The sequence below is a fragment of the Tunturiibacter gelidiferens genome (assembly GCF_013410115.1).
In the GTDB taxonomy this organism is placed as follows: domain Bacteria; phylum Acidobacteriota; class Terriglobia; order Terriglobales; family Acidobacteriaceae; genus Edaphobacter; species Edaphobacter gelidiferens.
This window is the reverse complement of sequence record NZ_JACCCV010000001.1, coordinates 1,395,953-1,418,337: the sequence shown is the minus strand read 5'-3', so window position 1 is coordinate 1,418,337 and position 22,385 is coordinate 1,395,953. Positions and strand designations below refer to the sequence as shown.

The 22,385-nt window shown below is 56.8% G+C and carries 18 protein-coding genes; 5 read left to right on the top strand and 13 right to left on the bottom strand.

The genetic code is table 11. The features are described 5' to 3' along the window. Positions 1-131: 131 nt before the first annotated feature. Genes HDF12_RS05895 through HDF12_RS05885 form a run of 3 tightly spaced genes read right to left on the bottom strand, consistent with a single transcriptional unit; the run spans position 132 to position 2,470 of the window. Positions 132-488, bottom strand: coding sequence for a cupin domain-containing protein (locus HDF12_RS05895; RefSeq protein WP_179581652.1), 357 nt, complete (start codon positions 486-488; stop codon positions 132-134). Between the two features lie 30 nt (positions 489-518). Next, the gene (locus HDF12_RS22810) at positions 519-1,130 is read right to left on the bottom strand and encodes a DUF6982 domain-containing protein (protein ID WP_373563849.1); all 612 of its coding nucleotides are present in this window, start codon (positions 1,128-1,130) and stop codon (positions 519-521) included. Beyond that, a complete protein-coding gene (locus HDF12_RS05885) occupies positions 1,025-2,470 on the bottom strand; it encodes a sigma-54-dependent transcriptional regulator (protein ID WP_179581650.1) in 1,446 nt (481 codons plus the stop codon). The genes HDF12_RS22810 and HDF12_RS05885 overlap by 106 nt, the downstream gene beginning before the upstream one ends. A 502-nt stretch (positions 2,471-2,972) precedes the next feature. Here HDF12_RS05885 and HDF12_RS05880 point away from each other — a divergent pair. Then, positions 2,973-4,067 carry a sigma 54-interacting transcriptional regulator gene (locus HDF12_RS05880; RefSeq protein WP_179581649.1) on the top strand — a complete coding sequence of 365 codons (1,095 nt, stop codon included), beginning with the start codon at positions 2,973-2,975 and terminating at the stop codon, positions 4,065-4,067. 135 nt (positions 4,068-4,202) lie between these two features. Here the strand turns inward: HDF12_RS05880 and HDF12_RS05875 are convergent, their stop codons facing one another. The 6 genes from HDF12_RS05875 to HDF12_RS05850 are packed head-to-tail and all read right to left on the bottom strand — an operon-like array spanning position 4,203 to position 11,068. Next, positions 4,203-5,579: a TIGR03013 family XrtA/PEP-CTERM system glycosyltransferase gene (locus HDF12_RS05875; protein WP_179581648.1), complete on the bottom strand. Its 1,377-nt coding sequence runs from the start codon at positions 5,577-5,579 to the stop codon at positions 4,203-4,205. An 18-nt stretch (positions 5,580-5,597) separates the two neighbouring features. Next, on the bottom strand, positions 5,598-6,548 hold the full coding sequence (locus HDF12_RS05870; protein WP_179581647.1) for a CpsD/CapB family tyrosine-protein kinase: 951 nt from the start codon (positions 6,546-6,548) through the stop codon (positions 5,598-5,600). After that, entirely contained in the window at positions 6,545-7,471 is a 927-nt protein-coding gene (locus HDF12_RS05865) for an ExeA family protein (protein WP_179581646.1), read from the bottom strand. The genes HDF12_RS05870 and HDF12_RS05865 overlap by 4 nt, the downstream gene beginning before the upstream one ends. A 1-nt stretch (position 7,472) precedes the next feature. Further along, positions 7,473-9,011: a GumC family protein gene (locus HDF12_RS05860; RefSeq protein ID WP_179581645.1), complete on the bottom strand. Its 1,539-nt coding sequence runs from the start codon at positions 9,009-9,011 to the stop codon at positions 7,473-7,475. A 9-nt stretch (positions 9,012-9,020) separates the two neighbouring features. Further along, entirely contained in the window at positions 9,021-10,349 is a 1,329-nt protein-coding gene (locus tag HDF12_RS05855; RefSeq protein ID WP_179581644.1) for a hypothetical protein, read from the bottom strand. An 8-nt stretch (positions 10,350-10,357) separates the two neighbouring features. Continuing rightward, complete coding sequence (locus HDF12_RS05850; protein WP_246373575.1) at positions 10,358-11,068, bottom strand: polysaccharide biosynthesis/export family protein; 711 nt, start codon at positions 11,066-11,068, stop codon at positions 10,358-10,360. A 457-nt stretch (positions 11,069-11,525) separates the two neighbouring features. Here HDF12_RS05850 and HDF12_RS05845 point away from each other — a divergent pair, with 457 nt between their 5' ends. The 3 genes from HDF12_RS05845 (at position 11,526) to HDF12_RS05835 (ending at position 15,517) form a co-directional block, all read left to right on the top strand. Then, positions 11,526-12,437, top strand: coding sequence for an exosortase/archaeosortase family protein (locus HDF12_RS05845; RefSeq protein WP_179581643.1), 912 nt, complete (start codon positions 11,526-11,528; stop codon positions 12,435-12,437). Then, entirely contained in the window at positions 12,434-13,099 is a 666-nt protein-coding gene (locus tag HDF12_RS05840) for an exosortase C-terminal domain/associated protein EpsI (protein ID WP_179581642.1), read from the top strand. The genes HDF12_RS05845 and HDF12_RS05840 overlap by 4 nt, the downstream gene beginning before the upstream one ends. A gap of 120 nt (positions 13,100-13,219) precedes the next feature. Continuing rightward, entirely contained in the window at positions 13,220-15,517 is a 2,298-nt protein-coding gene (locus tag HDF12_RS05835) for a tetratricopeptide repeat protein (RefSeq protein ID WP_179581641.1), read from the top strand. A gap of 52 nt (positions 15,518-15,569) precedes the next feature. Here HDF12_RS05835 and HDF12_RS05830 read toward each other — a convergent pair whose 3' ends face one another. The 3 genes from HDF12_RS05830 to HDF12_RS05820 form a co-directional block, all read right to left on the bottom strand. Continuing rightward, positions 15,570-16,742: a glycosyltransferase family 4 protein gene (locus tag HDF12_RS05830; protein ID WP_179581640.1), complete on the bottom strand. Its 1,173-nt coding sequence runs from the start codon at positions 16,740-16,742 to the stop codon at positions 15,570-15,572. Positions 16,743-16,800: 58 nt separating this feature from the next. Further along, on the bottom strand, positions 16,801-18,144 hold the full coding sequence (locus HDF12_RS05825; RefSeq protein WP_179581639.1) for an O-antigen ligase family protein: 1,344 nt from the start codon (positions 18,142-18,144) through the stop codon (positions 16,801-16,803). A gap of 64 nt (positions 18,145-18,208) precedes the next feature. Further along, positions 18,209-19,324, bottom strand: coding sequence for a glycosyltransferase family 2 protein (locus HDF12_RS05820; protein ID WP_179581638.1), 1,116 nt, complete (start codon positions 19,322-19,324; stop codon positions 18,209-18,211). Between the two features lie 481 nt (positions 19,325-19,805). Here HDF12_RS05820 and HDF12_RS05815 point away from each other — a divergent pair, with 481 nt between their 5' ends. Next, positions 19,806-21,332: an oligosaccharide flippase family protein gene (locus HDF12_RS05815; RefSeq protein WP_306457996.1), complete on the top strand. Its 1,527-nt coding sequence runs from the start codon at positions 19,806-19,808 to the stop codon at positions 21,330-21,332. Positions 21,333-21,397: 65 nt separating this feature from the next. Here HDF12_RS05815 and HDF12_RS05810 read toward each other — a convergent pair whose 3' ends face one another. After that, on the bottom strand, positions 21,398-22,366 hold the full coding sequence (locus tag HDF12_RS05810) for a glycosyltransferase (protein ID WP_179581636.1): 969 nt from the start codon (positions 22,364-22,366) through the stop codon (positions 21,398-21,400). Between the last annotated feature and the right edge of the window lie 19 nt (positions 22,367-22,385).

Below are 22,385 nucleotides of genomic sequence, written 5' to 3'. Positions count from 1 at the left end.
CGATCAATAGATCGGCAGTAGCGGCAGTGGGAATAAACCAACACAGGAAGGACGTACGATAAGGCGAAAAGCATCAGTGGTTTGAAATGGCCTTCCTTGTGCCGCGACTCCTGTGGTTCCGTTATCGCTCGTCAGGTGTTGACCCTGTCGCCATGGCTCGGAGGTTGACTCGTGACAAGCAGGCGCGTCGGGTTCGTACCGCGATTGAAAACCCGATGACGCTGCCCGGGAGAAACCTCGAGGCCAGTGCCGGCGTGAAGAACGAAGCTGTGTTGCTCCACGTCAATGGTCAACTCTCCCGCGAGAACGTAGAAGAACTGGCGCGAATGGAGGTGGAGATGTTGGACCTCACTCGTGCCCGGCGGCATGAGCTCTTCGATGACGCTGAGATCTGGAGTCCTGACGAGATGCCAGCCGTCGCAGTCCTCTCCTCGAGGACCACCCCATTTGTAATGCTCGGCGGTTTGCGGGCTGACGATCTGTGTCATCGCGATGGATGTTGCCGCTCTTCTAGCGGACTAGTTGGAGCTTCTGGGAACGTTTCGCATTCCGAGGACATGGAAGTCCTTGAGTCCGCCCTTGAGAACGTAGACCAGGGTGTTATTTCCATTCGGATCGGTCGGCCGCAGGAAGAAGCCTGATTCGAGCACGAAGTCCCGGGTGTTGCTGATGATGCCTTCGATCATCTCTCCGTCGTAGAAGTAGACGCGCACCCAGAGGCCTGGCACGATGGGCGCATGCTCGTGAAAGTGAAGAGCCCTGTGGCGAAGGTCGCCATCGAAGGTCTTGACGAAGAAGACTGCCTTGGCGTCTCTGGTGGGCACGTCCTCGATGGTGTCCGAGCCCAGAAGCTTCAGCCGGATGGAGTCAAGCGGATAGATGGGATCGTTGCGCAGAAGCTGTTCGATCGAACCAAGCTCATGTGGCTCAGCGAGTCCGCGAACGGCATGATTCTCGTAACGGACTACGATTCGATACGCCTCGGACAGCTCTTTTTCGGCGACCTGGGATTTGGCCTGAGACCTTACGATGCGTGGTTGTTCCGCGGTGACAGGTCGTACTGCTTGATCTTGTACAGGAGCGCCTTGTAGCTGATTTGTAGATCGTTTGCCGCGGCCTTCCTGTTCCATCCAGTTCCCTCCAGTACCTGTGCAATTGCCGTCGACTCCGCATCGCCCTTTAGGTTGCGGACCATCGCCTTAAGCCCAGCGCCACTTGGCGTCTCCTGGGCTGCTGTCGGTGTTGCCGCTCCTCCCTGATAGACCGTGGAGGGGGAGAGTTCGTCGACGATGGACCTTTCTTCGCCAAGCACCAGATAGCGGTTGACTACATTTTCCAACTCGCGCAGGTTGCCCGGCCAGGAGTGCTCGGATAGCGCATTCAGCAGGTTTTGTGAGAAAGGTAGCGGGTCGCGACCATACCGCTTGGCCCCCTTGCGCATGAAGTACTCCGACAGAACGGGAATCTCCTCGCGGCGCTCCCGCAATGGCGGAATGCTGAGGGTAAACCCGTTGAGGCGGTAGTACAGATCCTCGCGGAAGGTCTTGTTGGCCATGGCCTCCTTCATATTGATGTTAGTGGCGGCGATCACGCGTACGTCCACCTTCATCGGCGAACGGCTGCCCAGGCGAGAGAACGTTCCATCCTGCAAGACCTGAAGTAGCTTGGCCTGGAGGATGGCCGGCATCTCGCCGATTTCGTCGAGAAAGATCGTTCCACCGGTGCAGACTTCGAACTTGCCGGGCTTGGTCTTCACCGCTCCGGTGAATGCTCCCTGTTCGTAGCCGAAGAGTTCACTCTCCAACAGGTCGGCCGGGACTGCGGCGCAGTTGACCTTGAGAAAGATGTTCTGGCTGCGGGCAGACATCTTGTGGGTGTAGAGGGCGAGGATCTCCTTGCCGGTTCCGCTCTCTCCAAGTATGAGGAGTGGAATGTCGGCGCGGGCTACCAAGGCGGCCTGAGCTTCCAGTTCGCGCATTCTCTTGCTGGACCGCACAAAGGAGTGCGTCTCGTTGAGCGGAATCTCTTTCAGTGCATCGGCGACGGGAATCTTTTTCTCAGCAGAGGCGAGGTGCTCCTCGATGGCCTGCTCGACGTCGCTGCCAGTAAACGGCTTCATCACGATGGCGCGGACGCCCAGACGGATCACCATCTCCAGGTCGCGAAGTTCGGCGGAGCAGGAGAGGACGACCACGGCGAGATTTGGCTTGGTGCACCGGATGTGCGTTAAGAGCGGCAATGGGTCGCGGTTGGTGTGCAGGGCAAGCAAAAGCAGATCCGGCTGCTCGGCCTTATCCAAACGCTCGAGCAGGGTCTGCTCGTCTGAAAAGAGACTGAGTGAGTACCGGGAGCCGAGAGTCGATCGAAGATAATCCAGAACGGCGAGATCCGGCTCCAGAATCAGAATCTGGGCGCGCGCACGCGTATTGGGCTTCAAGGCAGGAACGGGATACGAAAGCGCAGCTGACATACAAAGTACCTCAAATTGCGGTTTGGACTGTCTCCCAAACCCGCGGTGATCCTGAACCTGGTTGGCCCCCAGGGACAGGCTGTACTCGATCCAGACAGTTGCAAGAGCGGCGGAAGGCATCCTGCCCCTTGCGCCAGCAAATTCTAGCTCGTCCGACACAACGTTTACACAAAAATGTTACGAACTTTGCCGACAAAAGAGATAAACGTTTACCACTCTCCTATCGAGTAGGCCTAGCTTACATGGTACTGGCACGAGTGAAACTAAAAAAATGTGAACTTTTTTTTGCGGGTTACTTTGGTGAAAGAGAGCTTGGTGACCTCAAAATCCAAAGTAAAAGCGACACTTCGATCCAATTTTGGCTCTTCTTCGTATATCTCGATTGATAATTTAGGCCATGAAATCCTCAACCTTTTCTCCTGGTATCGCGGAAATGGCGCTTGACGTGCAGTGTGAAGGGTATTGCAAACTTGCGGTTTCTGCCCAACGCCGATAGGAAAAAATGACCTTGGATCACCACGCCGAATCCGCCTCCTCTCTCAATCTGCCGCCCCTCGAGATCTTCTTTGGCAAGACAGCCGTTATGCAGGCGGTGCGAAACAAGTTGGAGCGCGTTGCCGAGACCGACGTCCCTGTTCTGATTCAGGGCGAAAGCGGTACCGGCAAGGAGATATGCGTGCGCCTGCTGCACGCCTTCTCCCTGCGGGCCAGGGGTTCTCTGGTCAAAGTAAGTTGTCCGGCGATACCACATTCGCTACTCGAAACAGAGCTGTTTGGCTATGAAAAGGGCGCTTTTACAGGCGCCATGTCCACGAAACTGGGACGCGTAGAACAATCGCACAACGGCACGCTGTTTCTGGATGAGGTAGGCAGCCTAGACCTGGGAGTTCAATCCAAGCTCCTTCAAGTGCTGCAGGACGGAACCTTTGTCCGCGTGGGCGGCCACGAACCCAGGAGCATCGTCACCCGGTTGGTCTCGGCTTCTAATACAGATCTTCGCAGCCAGGTCGAGGATGGGTCCTTCCGCCTGGACTTCCTCTTCCGCATCAATGCAGTCACTATTAACCTGCCGCCGTTGCGTCAACGGATCGCCGATCTTCCCATCCTGATCGATTACTTCATCGACCACTATGCAAAGATCTTCCACAATGCACCGGAATTACTCTCCAAGAGCGCGGTTCGCCTGATGCAGAACTATCATTGGCCGGGAAACATCCGTCAGCTGGAGAACCTGATCCGCAGCTACGTGTTGATCGGTAGCGAGGAGGCGCTCGTCGCTGAGCTTATGCCCGAGACTCCGCGCGGCGGTATTACTACAGATATCGACCTCAGCGAACCTGTCTCCCTGAAGCACATCACCAAAAAAGCGACTCAGGATCTTGAACGACAGATCATTCTGAAAGTCCTGCAGGAGAATAGCTGGAATCGTCAAAAGACGGCGAAATGGCTTCAGATCAGTTATCGGTCCCTGCTTTATAAGCTGAGCGAAGTCGGCATGCCTGAGGTTCCGCCCCGGCCTCTGCGGATACCTCATTTGGTGAAGAAGGAAGAGCGGACGTTGAAGCCTGCACTGTCCTCACGGACGCGCATCTACTAACTGCCTCTTCTGATTCTGAAGAGATGTCCTGCCGGACGGGCCCACTGCGCGTGGTGCGGTCACTTCGTGACTTGTATACCCTGTCTTGACAGGATAGGCATCGCTCGTCCTCCCGTTGGTCGGAAGGAGAATGAGCTACTGCGCGCCCTGCCGCCGGATGATCGTCTTGATCGTTTCGAACATGATTAACAGATCGAGCCCAAGCGTCATGTGCTTGATGTAGTAGAGATCGAACTCCAGTTTTTCGCGGCTCTCCGCCAACGTCGCTCCGTAGCCGTAACGCACCTGCGCCCAACCTGTGAGGCCTGGGCGAATCATGTGACGAAGGTTGAAGTAGGGGATCTGCTCGGTAAGCCACGGCACAAACTCAGGCCGCTCCGGACGCGGACCGACGAAGCCCATATCGCCGCGCAACACATTCCAAAGCTGAGGCACCTCATCGAGCCTGGTCTTGCGCATAAACATGCCGACACGGGTTACGCGCGGATCGTTCTTAGTCGCCCACTTTGCTCCAGCTACCTCTGCGTCGGTTCGCATCGTACGGAATTTGTAGACCGTAAAGTTCTTGCCGCCAAGACCTACCCTGGTCTGCCGGAAGAAGATCGGCCCCGGGGAGGACAGCCGAACCATCAGCACAACGATAGGGAAGAATGGCAGGAACAGAAGCAAACCGAACGCGGCCGTCAAGGTCGAGACGATCCGCCGTGCGATCTGCTGGGACGGCTTCACGCGAAAGCCTTCGCTGTAGATAAAGCTGCTGGGATGAAGGCCATCGAGATGCAGCTTGCCAGTAAGCCGCTCCAGCAGGCTGCCGGCATCTTCGATGACAACTCCGTTGAACCGCAGCTTGAGCAGCTCTCGCACCGGAAATTCGCCACGACGGTCCTCGATCGCGACGATGACGCGGTCGACAGGCGGCTTCGGCACGGAGAATCTTTCCAACGCAGCATGGATCGCCTCCTTACGCTGGTCCCGGTCGGCAACCACGCCATCCCATCCCAGGACCTCCATGCCCGCATCCTTGCGTGCTTCGAGCAGGTTGACGATCGTCTGCGCACGGTCGCCTGCGCCGAGGACATAGACCCGCTCGCGGAACATCTCGCGGCCGATGATCCATTCGTACGCGCTGCGCCATGCAACCAGCGCCAAAGTGAGGAAGATGAGACCGAGCAGCAGAACATAGTGAGCGATGTCGGCGGCGGGAAAGAGATAGATGATGGCCGAGAGCAGAAACGACAAAAAGCCGAGAACCAGCAGGAGGCGAAAGTAGATCTCCCAGCTAGCGGAGATGCGCTGTGGCTCGTAGAGATCGAAGTAGTACGAGCAGAGCAGCGTCAGGATCGTAAGGCCAAGAATCTTCAGCCCACCATTCTCATAGTTCAAAACGAGATAGGTATCCGGCCCCAGCAGCAGCACCGTCGCCAGCAGGAAGCAACCACTCACAATCAGCGCTTCGCACAACAGGAGAACGATGGTACGCGTGGGATAGTACACATTGAAAAGCCGGATCATCTGGTCAATCGCTCCCTCTTACGATTTGGCGGCGTCGTACCCATAGTAGCTGCCGACCTGGGGCGCTTCCTGCACGGCGTTCAAGACAAACCCCAGAATGTTCGAGGCTTTGAGCTCACTTTGTGCACGCTGCGCAGTGGGGAATTTAGTCTGTCCGCTGCGTGCCACCAGAAGGACGCCGTCACAGGATCGGGCAAGGTTAACGGCATCGGAGACAGGCAGGACGGGCGAAGAGTCGATGATGATCCAGTCGAAGTGTGGCGCAGCCAGCCGAATCAGTTCGCCAAAGCGCGGGCTGCCGGAGAGATCGGCTGCCTTATCGCCTCCGTTGCCGCCTGCGATAAAGGTCAGGTTGTGCGCAACCGCGGCAGTTCCCGCGGTCATTCCCTCAAATGTCTCGGACCGCTGCATCACCTCGACCAGGCCCGCCTTGCCGGCGAGATAGTCCGCGAGGCCAGGATGCGACTCGCAGCCAAGAAGTTGATGGAGGGTGTAGCGCCGCATGTCGCCGTCAATCAAAAGCACCTTGCTGTTTTTGTGGCGGGCGAGGCTCATGGCCAGATTGGTTGAGATGAAGCTCTTACCCTCCTGTGGCAGGCCACTGGTGACCATGATGCTTTTGAGCGGGCTGATGTCGCGGAGCTCGAAGATTCGGGAACGGAGGCTTCGAAACTGTTCGACCGCGGGTCCTCGTTCGAGCAGTGACGGCAGGTGCTCGAGCGACAACGCCCAGGGGCGGACGGGAATCTTGCTGACATCGAGCGCGTTTGGGTCCACTCGAACGACAGACGGCTCGACATAAGGTTCAGTGACCGTAGCAACGTCTGTGCGCTCTTCCTCAGCTGTGGCGACGGCCGTCGCATAGATCGTTGAGTTGAATGGCTCCTCCGGAGTTCGCGGCTCCGGCTCGCGCCGCTCCAACCTCCGCTCGGACTCTGCCTTCTGGAGTGCTTCGTAAATGCGGCTCATCGGTCGTGCCTTCCCGGCTCTCTATTGAAAGCTGCCATAAAATTGTCTTCTTTCGAGTTAAAAGCGGGCTGCTTGTCGCCGTTACCAATCACCGCCGACGAGAGCATGAACGGCAGCACCTCCAGCTCAAGCTCCGCCGCGACACCCTCGACGATCGTCGCAGTCACCTGCTGCACCTGTTCGACATAGGCCACAATGAGTGAGTGCTCGCACAGCAGGTTGATGATGCGCGGAATTCCCCGGCTGGCACGATGAACCAGATCCAGCGCCTCAGGCGAGAAGAGCGGCCAGCTTGCACCTGCGATTCTCAGGCGCTCGGCGACGTAAGCGTGGGTCTGGCTCTCGGTCAAAGCCTGAGTGCGGCACCAGAGAGAGACGCGCTGCCGGAGTTGCCTTACGCTCGGATGGCGCAGCTTCTCTTCGAGCTCGGGCTGTCCGGATAACACAATCTGCAACAGCTTCTCCGACGAGGTCTCAAGGTTGGTCAGCAACCGAATCTCCTCCAACAGCTCCCAGGAGAGATTCTGAGCCTCATCGACAACCACCACGCAGGTCTCTTCCATACGGAAGCGTTCGATCAGCCAGCGATTCAACTGCAGCAGCATGCCCGACTTGGTTCGCGTCGCCGGCACAATGCCGAAGTCGGTCAACACAAACTCCAGGAAGTCCAGCACATCGAGGCGTGGATTGAAGACGAACGACGTGGAGACCTTGCGGCCGCTGAAGGAGCTCAACGCCCGGCGGAGCAGTGTCGTCTTTCCGGTGCCCACCTCGCCTGTCAGAACCGTAAACCCCTTTCGTGCGGAGATTCCGTACTCCAGACACGCAAGGGCCTCGCGCGTGTGGGGCATCATGTAGAGGAACCGGGGGTCGGGACTGGTTCCGAACGGACTGCTCTGTAGCTTGAAGAAGGTTTTATACATCTCAGCCCCCCGCATTCATCAGTGGCTTACCGCCCGCGGTTATGTCAGGGCTACGACGGCCAAATAGGTTCCGCTTGGTGGCCACCGGCTCCGGATCGCCGGTAAAACCGATGACGCCAAGGGTAGGCAGCTTGGTAAATGCCCAGATATCGCGCTCGCTACGAACGGCCGTGTCCAGATATTCGAGCAACGCTACGATGAACAAGCCCAGTCCCAGCCCTGCGGCAAAGCCTCCGATGACGAAGACCGAGCGCTTGGGAGAGGAGGGCGACTCGGGAAGGTTGGGCTCATCCATAACCCGGAACTGCTCCCCCTGCTGCCGCCGTTCCAGGTCGGTTGCCATCTTGGACTGATTCAGCTTGTTGAGCAGATCGTCGTAGAAAGCCTGCGCTGTACTGGTGTCGCGTGTGATGCTCTTGTACTCCTCCTCCACGGCGGGGCTGGCGGCGACGCGATCCTGATAGGTGCGAAGCTCGGCCTGAATCGCTGCCTGGTCGCGCTTCTTCTGAGCGATCCCCTGCTCCATCGCACGCAGCTGAGCACGCGTCTGTTGCACGCTGAGGGAGTCGGTCGGTTTCGGAGCGGAAGACGCCGACGCAACCGACGGTGGGGGCGCCTGAGCTAGTTTGCGTTCCAGCTCATTGATCTTTCTCTGCGTACTGACCACGTCTGGATAGTCGTCGGTGTAACGCGCCTTCAAGTCCGCCAGTTGAGACTGAAGCTGCTGCAGTTCAAGCTGCTGGGCCTGGGGTGCCACCGCTCCCCCGCCTCGCTCTGTGGTCTGCGGCTGCTGCGCCTGTTGCATCGACAGGATCGATTCCGCATAACTCTTGTCCTGCTCCATGCGAGCAAGCGCCTGAGTCGCGGCGTCCAGCTGCGTGTTCAGGCTGGTCAACATGTTCATGTTGGACGCCTCCGCAGCCGGCAGCTTACCCATGTAGGTCTGCTGGAACTTGGCGAGTCTTGCGTCCTGCTCGTCCAGCTTGGCTTTGGCATCGGCCAGCTGACTCTTCAGAAACTCGGTCGTTCCTGCAGCCGAAGCCGCCCGATCGCTAAGGTTTTCACTCACGAAGAGCGACTGAATCTCGCCGCAGACCAGCTGAGCCGTGCGCGCGTCGTTCGCCTTGAAGGAGATAAAGAATCCCGGTAACCCGTTGGTTCGCGCAATCTCCGACTGAATCGGCGTGATCCCGATGTTTCTACGCGTCAGATCAATACGCTCGTCCATCGACAACTTTCCATTCGCGAAGAGATTGAAGCGTTCGATGATCGGTTGGAGCCGCGACCGGCTCAAAATCTGCTCCTTCATCGAGGCGAGCCTTCCGCTCAGGTCCTCGGTCACGACCGCCTTGACATAGGACTCCGGGACCTTCTGCTGTTCCACCAAAACCAGCGTCTGGGAGATATACTGCGGCTGCACCAGGAAGGTGAGAGCGTATCCGACGATGGGAAAGATCGCCGCCGGAATTGCAATCATCCACCATCTTCGTTTCAAAATGGTGATGTAATCCTGCACCGTCAATGCGCGATGGCCAAGCATGTTGTCTCCTTAAAATTGCCCCAGATTTGTGGAACGGGGAGTGAACGTAACTCCAAACCCAAACGTCTGGTAGGTCCCATCCAATACGTTTTGTGTGACCGGCACAATCAGGTTGTTGTTGTTTGACTGACTCGCGGCGGTATAGCTCGCATACCCGGAGAAGTGAGGGCTGAATCGGCGCGTAACCTGAAAGCCGCCATAGACGGTGTCATAGGTATCGTTGCTTACGATGATCGAAGAGCCCAGTAGAAATTGGTTGAGACCGGAGCTGCGAGTGTAGGCGCCGCTAAGCGAGACAACCCAGTCCCTGCCATAGGTGCGGCTCGCGGAGGCCACAAAGGAGTCGGAGAGGGCACCGGGCAGCACCCCAGATCCATTGTTTACTCCACGCGTGTAGTTCAGGCCAGCGTGCACATTCCTATTTCCATAGGAGATTCCCGCGCTCACGGCGATGTCGGTCGAGTTGGGAATGGCGGCGCTGTTGGAACTTGATACCCACTGTGGACCGACTGAGGCGCTAAAGCTGAGCGTGCGGGACAACACCCGCTGATAAGAGAGATTTATTCCGCGAGTTTGAAAGTCAGGCGTAGTCAGGCCTGCTCCAGAGCCGCTGTAAGAATAAGTCGAGTAGACACCAGACACGCTGACTGAACTCCGAGCGTCGATTCGACGGTTTAGAGCGACGACTCCCGATACCTGGCTGCTATCGAGCCCCGCGTTGCTGTCGAGATAATGAAGCACCCCCCAATTGCCCGAACCGCTGATGGAGGTATTGCGACTGATTTCCCGTTCAACACTACCGCTCAGGCCGTTGCCGATGCGATCGCCATTCGTTGTCAGGATATCCCCGATCGGTCCCGCCGATGGGCCTTGGATCGGAAGTGCTCCGAGATCTCCCACGCCGGCGATTCCCGATAGCCCTGTCGTGGGAGACTGCGGAAGAAAGCTAAAAGAGTCGGAGATATTGAATATCCAGTGACGAGTCACGTACCCCTGCGAGGCAGAGATGTTCCAGAAGGTTGAGGTTCCGTTGCCGGTCTGGTTGCCCAGAATGACTCCCCCCGCGAAGAGCACGCTGAACGGTCGCGCTGTGCTGCGCGAGGTATAGGCTGCGTTGCCGGAAAGATCGGTCGCATAAGTCGTTTCGCCGGACTTGTAGTATCCGTACTGAATAACCTCCGATGCGCTGAGAGCGTAATGAAAGACCCCATCGAGGTCGGGCAGGTTCGGACCTAAGGTGGAGGCCATCGACGACTCTGCGGTCGGCAAGGCCTGGCCCTGGGCGATGGAGGTGGCCATCGACAGCAACAAGGCCAGAATCAGTGTTTGAATCTTCATACCATCCTTCATGGGACGACGATCGTGTCTCCGGGAAGAAGCGAGACCCCCGCATTTTCGCCCTTGAGCGCTTGCTTGTAGTTGAACGGGATCTTCTGCTGTTTGCCGGCGATCGTTCGAAGGATGTAGATGCGCTTCGAGTTCGCAAACTGCGTCAGACCGCCGCCGGTGACAATCGCCTGAAGCGGGGTCATTCCCGGACTCATGGCGACGGGACCGACCTTACCCACCTCGCCTACCAGAAAAATTCGCTGGCTGTTGACTCCAAGAACCACTACCGTGACCACGGGATCCTGGATGTACTTCTTGAGTCGCTGGCTGATATCGGTCGACAGTGCAGTCGGCGTCATTCCGGCCGCTGGGATATCTCCCACCAACACCATGGAGATCATTCCGTCCGGCCGCACCGGGATCGTACCGGAGAGCGTAGGCTCCTTCCAGACGGTTATCTGCAAGGAGTCCTCGGGGCCGATAATGTAACGCGCTGCATCCATCGGACCTGCATAGCTCGCACTTGCCGTTGCGGGAGACTTCGACGTGTCGGGAGCGGACGTCTGTTGATTTGCTGGCGTCGCGTTCGGTGCTGCACCTGTCGTGGCCGCAGGGTTCGATGTGACTTGTGCTGCGAGTGGCCCGGCCGCAACTGGTAGCAGGAGCAGCATGGCGCCCATGGAACGAAACCGCTTCATCAAATTGCCCTCAACCTTCACTTTGCTCATTCGCTTGGATTGACTCATCTATTCTGACGCATCCCCTTACGCGTGAGAGTACTTCGCCTCGAATCCATTTAGAAGATCACACCCGGGATACACTCTGTCACCCCATCGCCTCAGGATCGGAGTGAAGATCCCTAATCTTCTATCGGCGAAATATGATGCTTCCTGCAACGCGAGGGCCAAAACTCACCATTTGTCCTTTTTCCCCCGAGAAAACCGAAAAATATAGGTATTCTTTGGAAAATTGCCGCGCTGCCCTCCTTGGGTTCCCTGTGGTATGCAGATTATCAGTGCCAGTGTGAAAACTTTTTCCCATAGGACGTATCCTTGCTACCACTTTTGTGTCGATAGACTCCAAATCGGTGAAGAAATCGAAGTTCCAGAAAGAGGCAGGTGAATTGCTTACAGGGATCAGGTGAAGTATAACGTCATACGAGCAACACCGGGGACAACTCACATCATGCCCTATGCAGTGGATGTAGACGCAAAGGAGGCCAATACCGAGCTGCCGCTCACCTCTCCTTCCGGCGCTCCCGCCGGGCTTGGCTGGCTTCCCTACGCTTCCATTGCCCTCCTGGTCGTCGTTCTGTACTACCGCGTGGCTATCAAACTGGTATACGACTGGGCCACTCTTCCGGATTACTCTCATGGCTTTCTGGTCCCCCTTTTCGCGGCTTTTTTAGTCTGGGACAAGAGGAAGGTGCTCCAGACCACCCCGATCCGGCAGAGCTGGTTTGGAGTTCCTCTGATCGTCTTCTCGATCGCGGTTCTGATCCTTGGCGTCTATGGCGTCGAACTATTCACGTCGCGCATGTCCTTCTTATTCCTGATGACCGGCCTGATCTGGACCTTCTTCGGCTCGGCGATGGTGCGTGCGCTCCGTTTTCCCCTCCTCGTTCTGGTTCTCGCGATTCCCTTTCCCGCCATCCTCTTCAACCAGATCACCTTCCCGCTGCAGTTGCTGGCGTCGCGGATCGCCAGTGACATTCTTCCGCTGCTGGGGGTGCCGACGCTCCACGAGGGCAACGTGATCGAACTGCCGGTCATGAAGCTGGAAGTCGCCGAGGCCTGCAGCGGCATCCGCTCGCTGATGAGCCTGTTCACGCTTGCGGTCTTCTACGGCTATTTTCTGGAGCGGACCAACAGGCGTCGCGTCCTTCTTGCTCTGGCGAGCATTCCCATCGCCGTCGCGGCCAACGTTGCGCGCATCGTAGGCACCGGCCTGTGCGTCCAGTATTGGGACCCGGAGAAGGCGTTGGGATTCTTCCACGAGTTCTCCGGTTGGGTCATGTTCGTGATCTCTCTCGCCTGCCTCTACCTGGTTCACCGGGCCATGCAGCTGATCTCCCCCGTAAGGGCACAAACCACATGAGATCCCCACGCTTCTGGCTTGTGATCGTTCTGCTCGCCTCGACGGCCTTTATTCTGCAAAGCAGAGGCGACGCGGACCGCATACCCATCAGCCAGCCGCTCAGCGAGATGCCGGAACACTTCGGTGGCTGGACCGCACAGGATGTTCCGCTTACCGACGATACCCTCGCCGTTCTGGGTAAAGGCGACTTTCTGAATCGGATCTACACAGGCCAGCCAGCAGTAACCACAAGCTCGACGACCAGACTCGCCCCCGTCAGCCTCTTTATCGGCTACTTTGCCAGCCAACGCACAGGCCAGACCATGCACTCTCCGCAAAACTGCCTGCCGGGCGCGGGTTGGACCTTCGACTCGCAGAGATACACTGGCCTGCAGGATATTAACGGCAAGCAGTATAAGGTTGGCGAATACGTTATTAGCAACGGAGACATCAAACAGTTTGTCATCTACTGGTATCAGGCGCATGGCCGCAGCATCCCCAACGAGTACAGGGCCAAGCTCTACATGGTCGCCGATGCCATTCGCATGAACCGCACCGATGGAGCCCTGGTTCGGGTCATCACTCAGGTTCTGCCGTCGGAGTCGTTAGACAGCGCCAGGGAACGGGCTACCCAATTCACCCAGCTGATGGCGCCAAATCTGCCCCGGTTTATTCCCGACTGAGAACCGGCAGACCGAACTTTCACCTAAGTTGTATATCGGAGAGCCACGTCGGGCCCCGACAGTATCAATTACAGTGCGAGAATGACAAGATCGTTTGAAGAACAGTTGAGGAAATGCGCGATGCGAACTACCCTCCCCCAGGCAGCCCGTCAAATCGCAACAGTGCTGGCAGTCTCGCTTGCCCTTGGACTCACCGCGGGCTGTCATCGCGATCCCAACAAACAGAAGTTGCGCTATCTCGAAAGCGGCAAGCGCTATGCCGACCAGGGCAAGCTGAAGGAAGCGACGATTCAGTTCGCCAACGCCCTCAAAGTGGACCGCAACTACGCCGATGCTCACTACCAGCTCTCTAAGGTTTTCCTGAAACAAGGATCGGTCATGCCCGCGTACGGTGAGTTGATGCGCACGGTCGATCTGCAGCCTGGCAACCTCCAGGCGCGGATCGATCTCGGCAACATCCTGCTGGCCGGCAAACAGATCGATCGCGCCACCGCCCAGGCCACCGCGGTCCTCGCCATCGACAACAATAACGCTGACGCTCATGCTCTCCTCTCCAGCATCGCCGCAGCCAAGGGGGATCGCATCGAGGCACTGGCGCAGATTAAACAGGCTCTAGCGGCCGACCCGAATCGCGCCGCATTCCATGCCTCCCTGGGTCTGTTACAGAGCAACGATCCAGCCACCGCCGCCGCTGGGGAAGATCAACTCCGTAAGGCTGTTTCGCTGGATGGGAAGAATGTAACAGCGCGTGTTGTCCTGGCCTCGCTTCTGCAGAAGAAGGGTGACCTTCAGGGTGCCGAGGATCAGATGAAGGCTGCCATTGCGGCCGACCCCAAGAGCGTGTTGGCGCGGGCCAGCCTCGCGGATCTCTACATGCGGCAAAAGGACACTGCCAAAGCTGAGCAGACTCTTCGCCAGGCGTCGGAAGATCTCTCGGACTCCGAGAGTGGCGCAGGCATGTTGGCTACCTACTACATCCGCACCAACCAGCTCCCCCAAGGCGAGACCGCCTACGCGGATCTTGTCTCCAAACACCCAAAGAGTGCGCCGCTCAAGATCGCTTATCTGCGGCTCCTGATTCTGAACAAAGATCTGCCCAAGGCGAGGACCGTCGGCGCGGAGCTGGCCAAAGCCGACAGCAATATTCCAGAGGTTGCCGTTCTCAATGGCATGCTGCTGCTCAACGATGGCAAGACCGGCGATGCCTTCACCATGCTGCAAAAGGCGGCCAAGGCCAATCCCGACAATCTGGTCGTCAAGCTCTGGCTCGGCCGGGCAGCCCGCGCTAAAGGCGATATGGCAGTTGCTCAGCAGAGCTTCCGCGATGCCGCTAAACTCAGCCCCAATAGTTTGGAGGCGCAGGCCGGCCTCGCGGAGGTCTCAATTGATACCCACGACTTCAGCACGCTTCATCAAGTAGCCGATACGGCCATTTCTATCAACCCACAGATTGCGGGACCCTACATCTGGCGCGGAATGGCCGAAGGCAGCCAGAAAGAGTTCGACAAGGCAGACGCGGACTTCCGTCAGGCCATCAAGCTGGACCCGAAGGGCCCCACCGGCTATCTGGAACTTGCGCAGCTTCGCCTCTTCCAGCAGAAGACTCCCGAAGCCCAGACCCTGCTCGAACAGTCGCTCGAGCTGAACCCCAACTCCTCACGCGCTCTGCGTCTGCTGGCCTCCGCTCTGCTGTATCAAAAGCAGCCGGCTAAGGCGATCAGCCGAGTTCAGGACCAGATCGCGAAGTCTCCGCAAAACGCCGACATGTACAACCTGCTGGCTGAGTTGCAGTTGAGCACTGGCGACCCCAAAGATGCGCTGACCTCATCCGAGAAAGCGATGCAGCTGAATCCGAACGACAATTCAGCAGTCATCAACTACACTCGAGCCGAAGTTACAGCTGGCGATCCCGCCAAGGCCGTGGCCAAATGGCAACAGTGGACCACGGATCATCCCACAGACGCTCAGGGGTTCACCATGCTGGGTACCATGCAGGAGTCGCAGGGCGACCGCAACGGGGCTGTGGCCAGCTACAAGAAGGCTCTGGCCGTGCAGCCCGAACAACCGATTGCAGCCAACAATCTCGCGTACCTTATGGTGGAGACTGGACAAAACCTTGATGTTGCCCTCTCTCTGGCTCAGGTAGCGCGACGCGCCATGCCCTCTTCGCCAAACACCGCGGATACCCTGGCCTGGATCTACTATCAGAAGGGCAACTTTGCTTCGGCCCGCGATCTTCTTGAGGATGCCGTCAAAGCAGCTCCCAACAGTGCGTCCATTCACTATCACCTGGGTATGACCTACACCAAGCTCTCCAACACCGCCGATGCAATGACTCACCTGAAGAAAGCGGTAGCCTTGGCGCCGAACACACAGACCGCGAAGGACGCCGACAAGGAACTCGCTCTGTTGAGCTGAATCCCCCTCCGAGGCATCAATGCTGTATCGGCTCCGAACGGCTCATGAGGGACTATTCTCCCCTGAGCAGAGTTGCGTAAACACTGGTGATCTGGCCCATCATGGCCTCGGTCGTGAACTTCTCGGCGGCCAGCCTCTTTCCCTCTGCTCCCATCTTCTTCGCCTTAGCGATGTCGGAGAGCAGACTGATGATCGCGGACGCCAGAGCATCAGAGTCCTCCGGCGGAACGATGATGCCGCTCACACCATCCTGAACGGCCTCTGCGTTGCCACCTACGTCAGTGGCGACTACGGGAAGGGCCGCAGCCATTGCCTCGACGATCGCATTGGAAAAACCTTCGCTCCGTGATGGCAACACGAAGACCTCGGCTGCAGAGAGGTAGCCTCTGAGATCGGTCACGCCTCCAACGAAGTGAAAGCGGCCGGACAGTTTCAGTTCGCTGACCAGTGCCTGCAACTCCGCAAAATACTCCGGCTCCAGAACATCGCCGGCGATACGGAACGACGTATTGGAAAACTTTTCTGCGATGGAGGCGGCGGCCCGGATAAAAATATCGTGCCCTTTTACCCGGCGAATATTACCAACCGTCGCCACGATAGATTCTCCAGCGCGTTCTGCCGATCTGGAGTCCGCATTCCAGTCTGCTAGATCGAGCCCGTTGTAGACCGTCTGCACTCGCGACGGATCGATGCCGTCCACCTCAATGCAATGCCGACGCACCTGTTCGGAGACGGCAAACACCTTGTCCGGAACTCCTGCCATAAGGCGATAGGCTGCATGATGCTTGCCGGTCCGAAGGATACCCATATCTCTTCGACTCCAGATGAGCTTTGCACTGGACATCACTTTAGTTACAAATCCTGCCCAGATGTCCGAGCTCTCAAAGAACGTCTGAACGATCCGGACCTGCTGCTCCTTGAGAAACTTCCTCAACTCGAGACTGCCTCGGATTGCCGTCAGATCGTAGGTTCGCTGCAAAGGCAACACGTACACCGAGCATGGCGGCGACTGAAGACCAGCGCTTGCCGGGTCGGCTGAAAAGGTCAGGATCGAGACGCGGTATCCATACTGGGGAAGGAGAGCTGCGAGCTTGAGTACGATCCGTTCTCCGCCGCCAAGTGTTTTGGGGAACTGATCGAGCACCAGCAGCACGTGAGGCAATTCAGCATACGCCGCGTTCCTGCCAGTCGATTCCTCAAGGTGGAGCGCCCGAATCATACTCATTTAGAAATCTTCCAGCCGCACGCAAAGTGAAGAACAGCACAGACAACGCACTCGCACATTACCGATACGCGAGAAATGGATTCGTACTGATCGTTGCATTCGAAGCGGTCGCCTCCGTCACCGGTGCCGCCTCGGAGAATTCAGTGGCGCGAAGAGTGGTTCCGACCAGCAGCCACAGCGGCGAGGTAATTTCGATATACGTCCATCGATCGCCAAAGCAGTTCGCTACGAGACAGGCGCAGATCGCCAGGAAGAGGCCAAGGCCAAGACCGCGATAGAGTGGGTCTTCCGCAATCTTGAAGAGGCGATAGGCCGCCGCAAGCATCTGCTGGAGCATGGCAAGCACAATCAGCATTCCGACGATGCCAGTCTCCACCAATACCTTGATGTACCAGTTATGCGTGTCCCTCAGGTTGTCGACGTGGGCTGTCAGTTGATAGGTGGCGAAGCCTGCCCCGAAGATCGGGTCGGCTGCGATGGCATCCTCAGCATCCTGCCACAATCGTACCCGCTCGTTGGCCGAGGACTCAAGCTGACCATTCGAGTTCTCCGTCATGTTGACTCTTTCACGGACGGCGGTCGGAACGATAGCCTGCCAAGTCACTAAGAAGAGGGCGGCGACGATAAGAAGTTTCCTGTCCTTCAAGAACCCAAGAACAACTACCGAAAGGATGATCGCAAGATACGAGCCGCGCGAAAAAGTGTACATGTCCGTGAAGATGGTCAGCGCGACGATTCCGTAAGAGATCAGCCGCAGTTTCTTCCTTTTTAGAAACTGTGCAAAGCCCCAGAAGAACATCGAAAATTGAGCGAGGTAGGCTGCAGTCTGATTCGATCCGAAGCCCAGAGGACCGCCTCCGCGCTTGTTTTCGTCGAAGTTGGACCAGCTTCTGGACATGCTGTCCATCAGACAACTTCGGTCGATGGCGACTACTGAAAATGCAGTGAGAAAAATTATTATCTTCACCGACTTTCTGTCTTCAACAACGAGACCTGCCGCGAGAAAGACCAGAGGAATCAGCATGTAGTCTTTCCACGTCACAAAGTTAATGTCCTGCAGCCAGATCGGTGGGGGCGCATTTCCCATCGCTACGCCGAGCCACATGGAGATATAAAGATAGATCGCGAAGATCAGCCAGATCAGGTAGAGTTTTCCCTTTCCCTTGGGCAGACGCTTACCTTTGATCAAGGCTCCCACAATCACAGCGAGCACCAGGATGGTGAGCATATTGCCACCCAGCGGATAGTCCAGGAAGTGATCGCGCATCGTGCGATAGGGCAGGAACGGAATCATGTAATAAAGCCCGTAGAGAGGCCTTTTGACCAGCGACACGATGATCATGACGCAGAAGCCCAGATAAGCAACCAACGGAATGTAATGTCCGATTCCTGTTCCTAACATGCAGTCTCATTTCATCGATCTATGAAGGACTAACCCCGCAACTGATAGATCGACTTCCTATCTCCTAATTCCAGACTTCTTTTCGTCCTACGATGAAATTGTAGAACGCGAGTGCGGCTGCCATATTAAGCATTACGAACGTACTGGCGATTGCGATTGGTCTAAATTTTTTAGCAGATGGAATCAACGTTCCAAACGCGGCTGAGATATAGAACACGATCTGAATCCAGAAGATCGTCGCATAAAGCGGTCCTTTGGCCAACGCAGAGGACACGAGCATCAAAATCATCAGAAATGGAACGAGCAGCCGGAGAAGCTTGTGGCTCACGAAGCGGAAGAGTAGAGGATTCGACGGCGAAAGCAGCCACGGAGCCAGCCGAAGCAACTGGTAGTTCCCGGTCAGCGTACGAACCTTGCGCGAGAACTCCTTTCCTTTCTTGCTGAAGATCCGGTCTCTCGCAATTGCAGAAGGCTGAAACACAATCCGCTTTCCCTTCCGCGCTACATTCATAGGTACAAAGACGTCATCAAGAATCGTCCCAGGGGGAATCTCCGTATACAGTTCGCGCCGGATTGCGTAGATCGCTCCCGTCACCCCCACGACCGAGCCTGACGCAGACTCGAGCTTGCGCACCGTTTTCTCGATCTTCCAGTAGATTCCGAGGCCCTCTTCACTGGCAGCGCCAGAGGGCGTTTCGAGCAAAAGCTCACCACTGACCGCGCCAATCGTCGGATCATCAAAGCATGCGACCAGCTCCGAGACAGCGTCCTCGTCGACGGTCTGCCGCGCGTCAAGAAATACGAGGATTTCGCCCTGCGCCAGCCTCACGGCTTCGTTCAAGGCGGCAGCTTTACCATTGGACCTCTCGAGAATTACCGGGACGATGCCGGGAGCTTGCTCCCGTAGAATTTCGGCTGTGCGGTCCGTCGATCCGTCGGAGACGATGACGATCTGAAGCCGGTCTCTCGGGAAGGTCAAACGACGAAGATTCTCCAGCTTGGCTGGCAAATTCGCCTCTTCGTTACGCGCCGCCATAATGATCGAGACGTTTGGAGTTGCGGAGCGAGTTCCGGGAAGACGACGTTTGCGGAAGCGAACACAGAACCAAAGCCAGATCGCGTAGCCGAGATACGCGTAGACTGTCAGCGCAAAGCAGTACCAGAAGATCAACTTTGTCATACTGTATGCTTCCGGAGAGCGTGGAGCGGTCTCGGTCGTACGCTAAGGCTAAGAAACGACGCAGATTCGGACTTGAGACGTTTCATTGGCTGATCCGGGGACTTCAACAGCTATTTGCATTGCGAGCCGAAGTCGGCGATGACCCACAGGTCTACGATACGCTGCTATCTCCATACCAGACAACAATATGATTTACACCGAAGTGGTATTGGCGGCGTCGGTGGAACCGCGTAAAAAGTCTCCAGGGTCGCCCGCAAATTTCAAATTGGGCTCTGTTTAAACGATAGTCACGTTCGACCCGACCCGGATGGCCGAACTCCCGAGAGGAACACATCTTGCTGATATAAACTGGTCGTCGAAAGTCATCGACGGCCTCAACGTAGCCGATACTCAGTGAGGCAACGACTTTCGGGACCCTGAGTGAAGCAGCATCACGAAGTTCCTCCGCTTCTAAGCCAAACGTCCATTCTGGAGCCTCAACTTGCCGCAGTTGCGTGTACGACACATTGCTCGGAACGTACTGTTCAATTGGCTGGGAACACTCGCCAATATGGCAGTCGGATTCTTTTTTGCGCCATTCATTCTGCATCGCCTCGGAGACGCCGCCTACGGAGTATGGGTGCTGGCCATCTCGGTCGTAGGCTATCTGGGCCTGATGGACCTGGGCCTGCAAAGTTCTGTCCTGAGGTTTGTCTCGAAGGGCCATACCACCGGAGATCATGAAGGATCCTCGGAGGCAATCTCCGCCGCGCTCTGGGTACGCTTACAGATCGGCGCAGTCTGCCTGGTGCTGAGTGTCGGCCTGGCTGCCATCTTCCCATTGTGGTTCAAAGTCCCACCCGCGCTGGCGAGCGACGCTCGCAAGGCCATTCTTTTGATCGGGCTAACCACAGTCATTGGAATGACCTTCGGTGTCGCTTCGGCTGTTCTTTCTGCGCTCAATCGTTACGATCTGCAAAATTATGTCGGTCTCACGCAGACTGCGATCCGAGTCATGGGAGTTGTCTACGCACTACGCACCGGGCACGGGATTATCTCCATTGCTTTCTGCGAGCTCATCGCGATCATCGTCAGCAGTGCCCTTCTCTTGTATACCGCGCATCGTCTTTATCCTGAACTGAGAGTGAAGCTGCAAAAACCGAAGAGGGAGACCCTGCGAAAACTCTGGGTCTACAGCTCGTATGCCTTTCTGACGACCATCGCAGTCCAGTTGGTCTATCAGGCGGACAATCTGGTTGTCGGCGCCTTCGTCTCCGCGACTGCAGTCACTTACTATGCCATCGGCAACTCCCTCTGTCGATACGCCAGTCAGATCGTTGGCTCGATCGGAGGATCCTTCGTTCCAGCCGCAAGCACTTATGAGGCGGCTGGCGACACGGCTGGACTTCTTGCGCTCTTCAGAAACGGGACGCGAGCGACGATCATGGTCTCCCTGCCGATACTCATCACCCTGGTCGTTCGCGGTCGCACCTTCATTTCACTTTGGATGGGACCGCAGTATGCGCAGAGCTCGGGAACAGTTCTGATCATTCTCTGCACGGCGCTTTTCTTCTCGTTCGCAAACAGAACCGCCGCATCAATTGCCTACGGAGTAGAAAAACATAAGGCCTCCGCTCTCTGGGCGATCTCAGAGGGAGTCACAAATCTGATACTGAGCGTCGTCCTGGTTCGCTGGTACGGCATCTATGGCGTTGCGCTCGGAACCATGATCCCGAGTTTGATCGTCCATGTGGTCTTCTGGCCGCGCTACATCTCAAAGCTGGTCGGACTCAGTGCCTTTGAGGTCATATGGAATGTCTGGGCTCCCATGTTTCTTGCTGGGGTACCCTTCGTCATAGCTTCTTACGCCATGGCAGCCTTCCCGGTCCATAACTTGACGATATTTTTCATCCAGGTTCTAGCTACGTTGCCGGTTTACTTTCTCGCGGTTGCCTTTATCTTCCGAGGCTATGTTCGACAGCAGGTCGTCCCGCGAATACGTTCTTTGTTGTTTACCAGCGCGCACTGAAGCTCTTGTCACTGGCTGGAGATACGTCAGCTCGTCACCGCAGGCGATAGGCGCACCAACACCCGTCATTCGGACTTAGACAGCATCCGATGCCGCGCGGTCATGATCGTCTTTACGAGACCATATTGCAGCAGGTAATTCCGTATCATCTCTTTGTGAAACATTCCGTACGCCTTCGTTGAGCGAAAGTAGGTCTTCGGCTTGCCTACAGCAACCGCGGTAGTGACGGCAGCTCTTCGATAGGAGGCAAAATCGGCCAAAGCCACTCTCACCTCCGCGTCGCGAATAGCTTTCCCCCTCAGATCCATCGCATCCTGCGGAGAGAAGCCGGTGAAGAGGAGATCCGCATTCAGCTCCGCCATGGCATCGAAGTAGGTGTGGTACTTCGAATTGGCCTGACCCATCGTACTTGCGGAGTGTTGCCTGTATTTAAGAAGCACCTCCGGCAAATTCGCCAGTTCAGAGATTAAACTCACACGAAACCATAGATCGTGATCCTCAAAAGGCTTCAGATCTCGGTAGTTTCCAGCTTCCAAGATGATGCTGCGCCGAAACATCACGGTGGGATGGCAGATAGGATTAAGCCATCGCACCAGCCAGCGAAGATCCGCGTCCTGTGTCGAATAAGGTGTGATATGAGGGCGTATCGCACCCTTCGAATCGATAAATTCGACCTCTGTACCCAAAACTCCGGCTTCAGGATGTTGTTGCATGAAGGCAACTTGCATCCCTAGGCGATGCGGATACATGACGTCGTCCGCGTCGATCCTGGCACACAACTCCGTCTTGGCCTCGAGAACCAATTTCGCCAGAGAAGGCCCAAGCTTCAGAGGTTCCCCCGAGATGACTCGTCCGGGAAGCCGCGAAGGAATCCAGCGATGCAGCTCCTCGAGCGTTCCATCGGTCGAACCGTTGTCCCATACCAGAATCTCCCAGTTTTTGTAATCCTGACGCTCGATCGATTCCAAGGTCTCCGGCAGGAAAGGCATGCCGTTCAGCACAGGCATCAGCAGAGTGAGAGAGGCTTCGCTCATGAAATTTCCGATCTCAAAC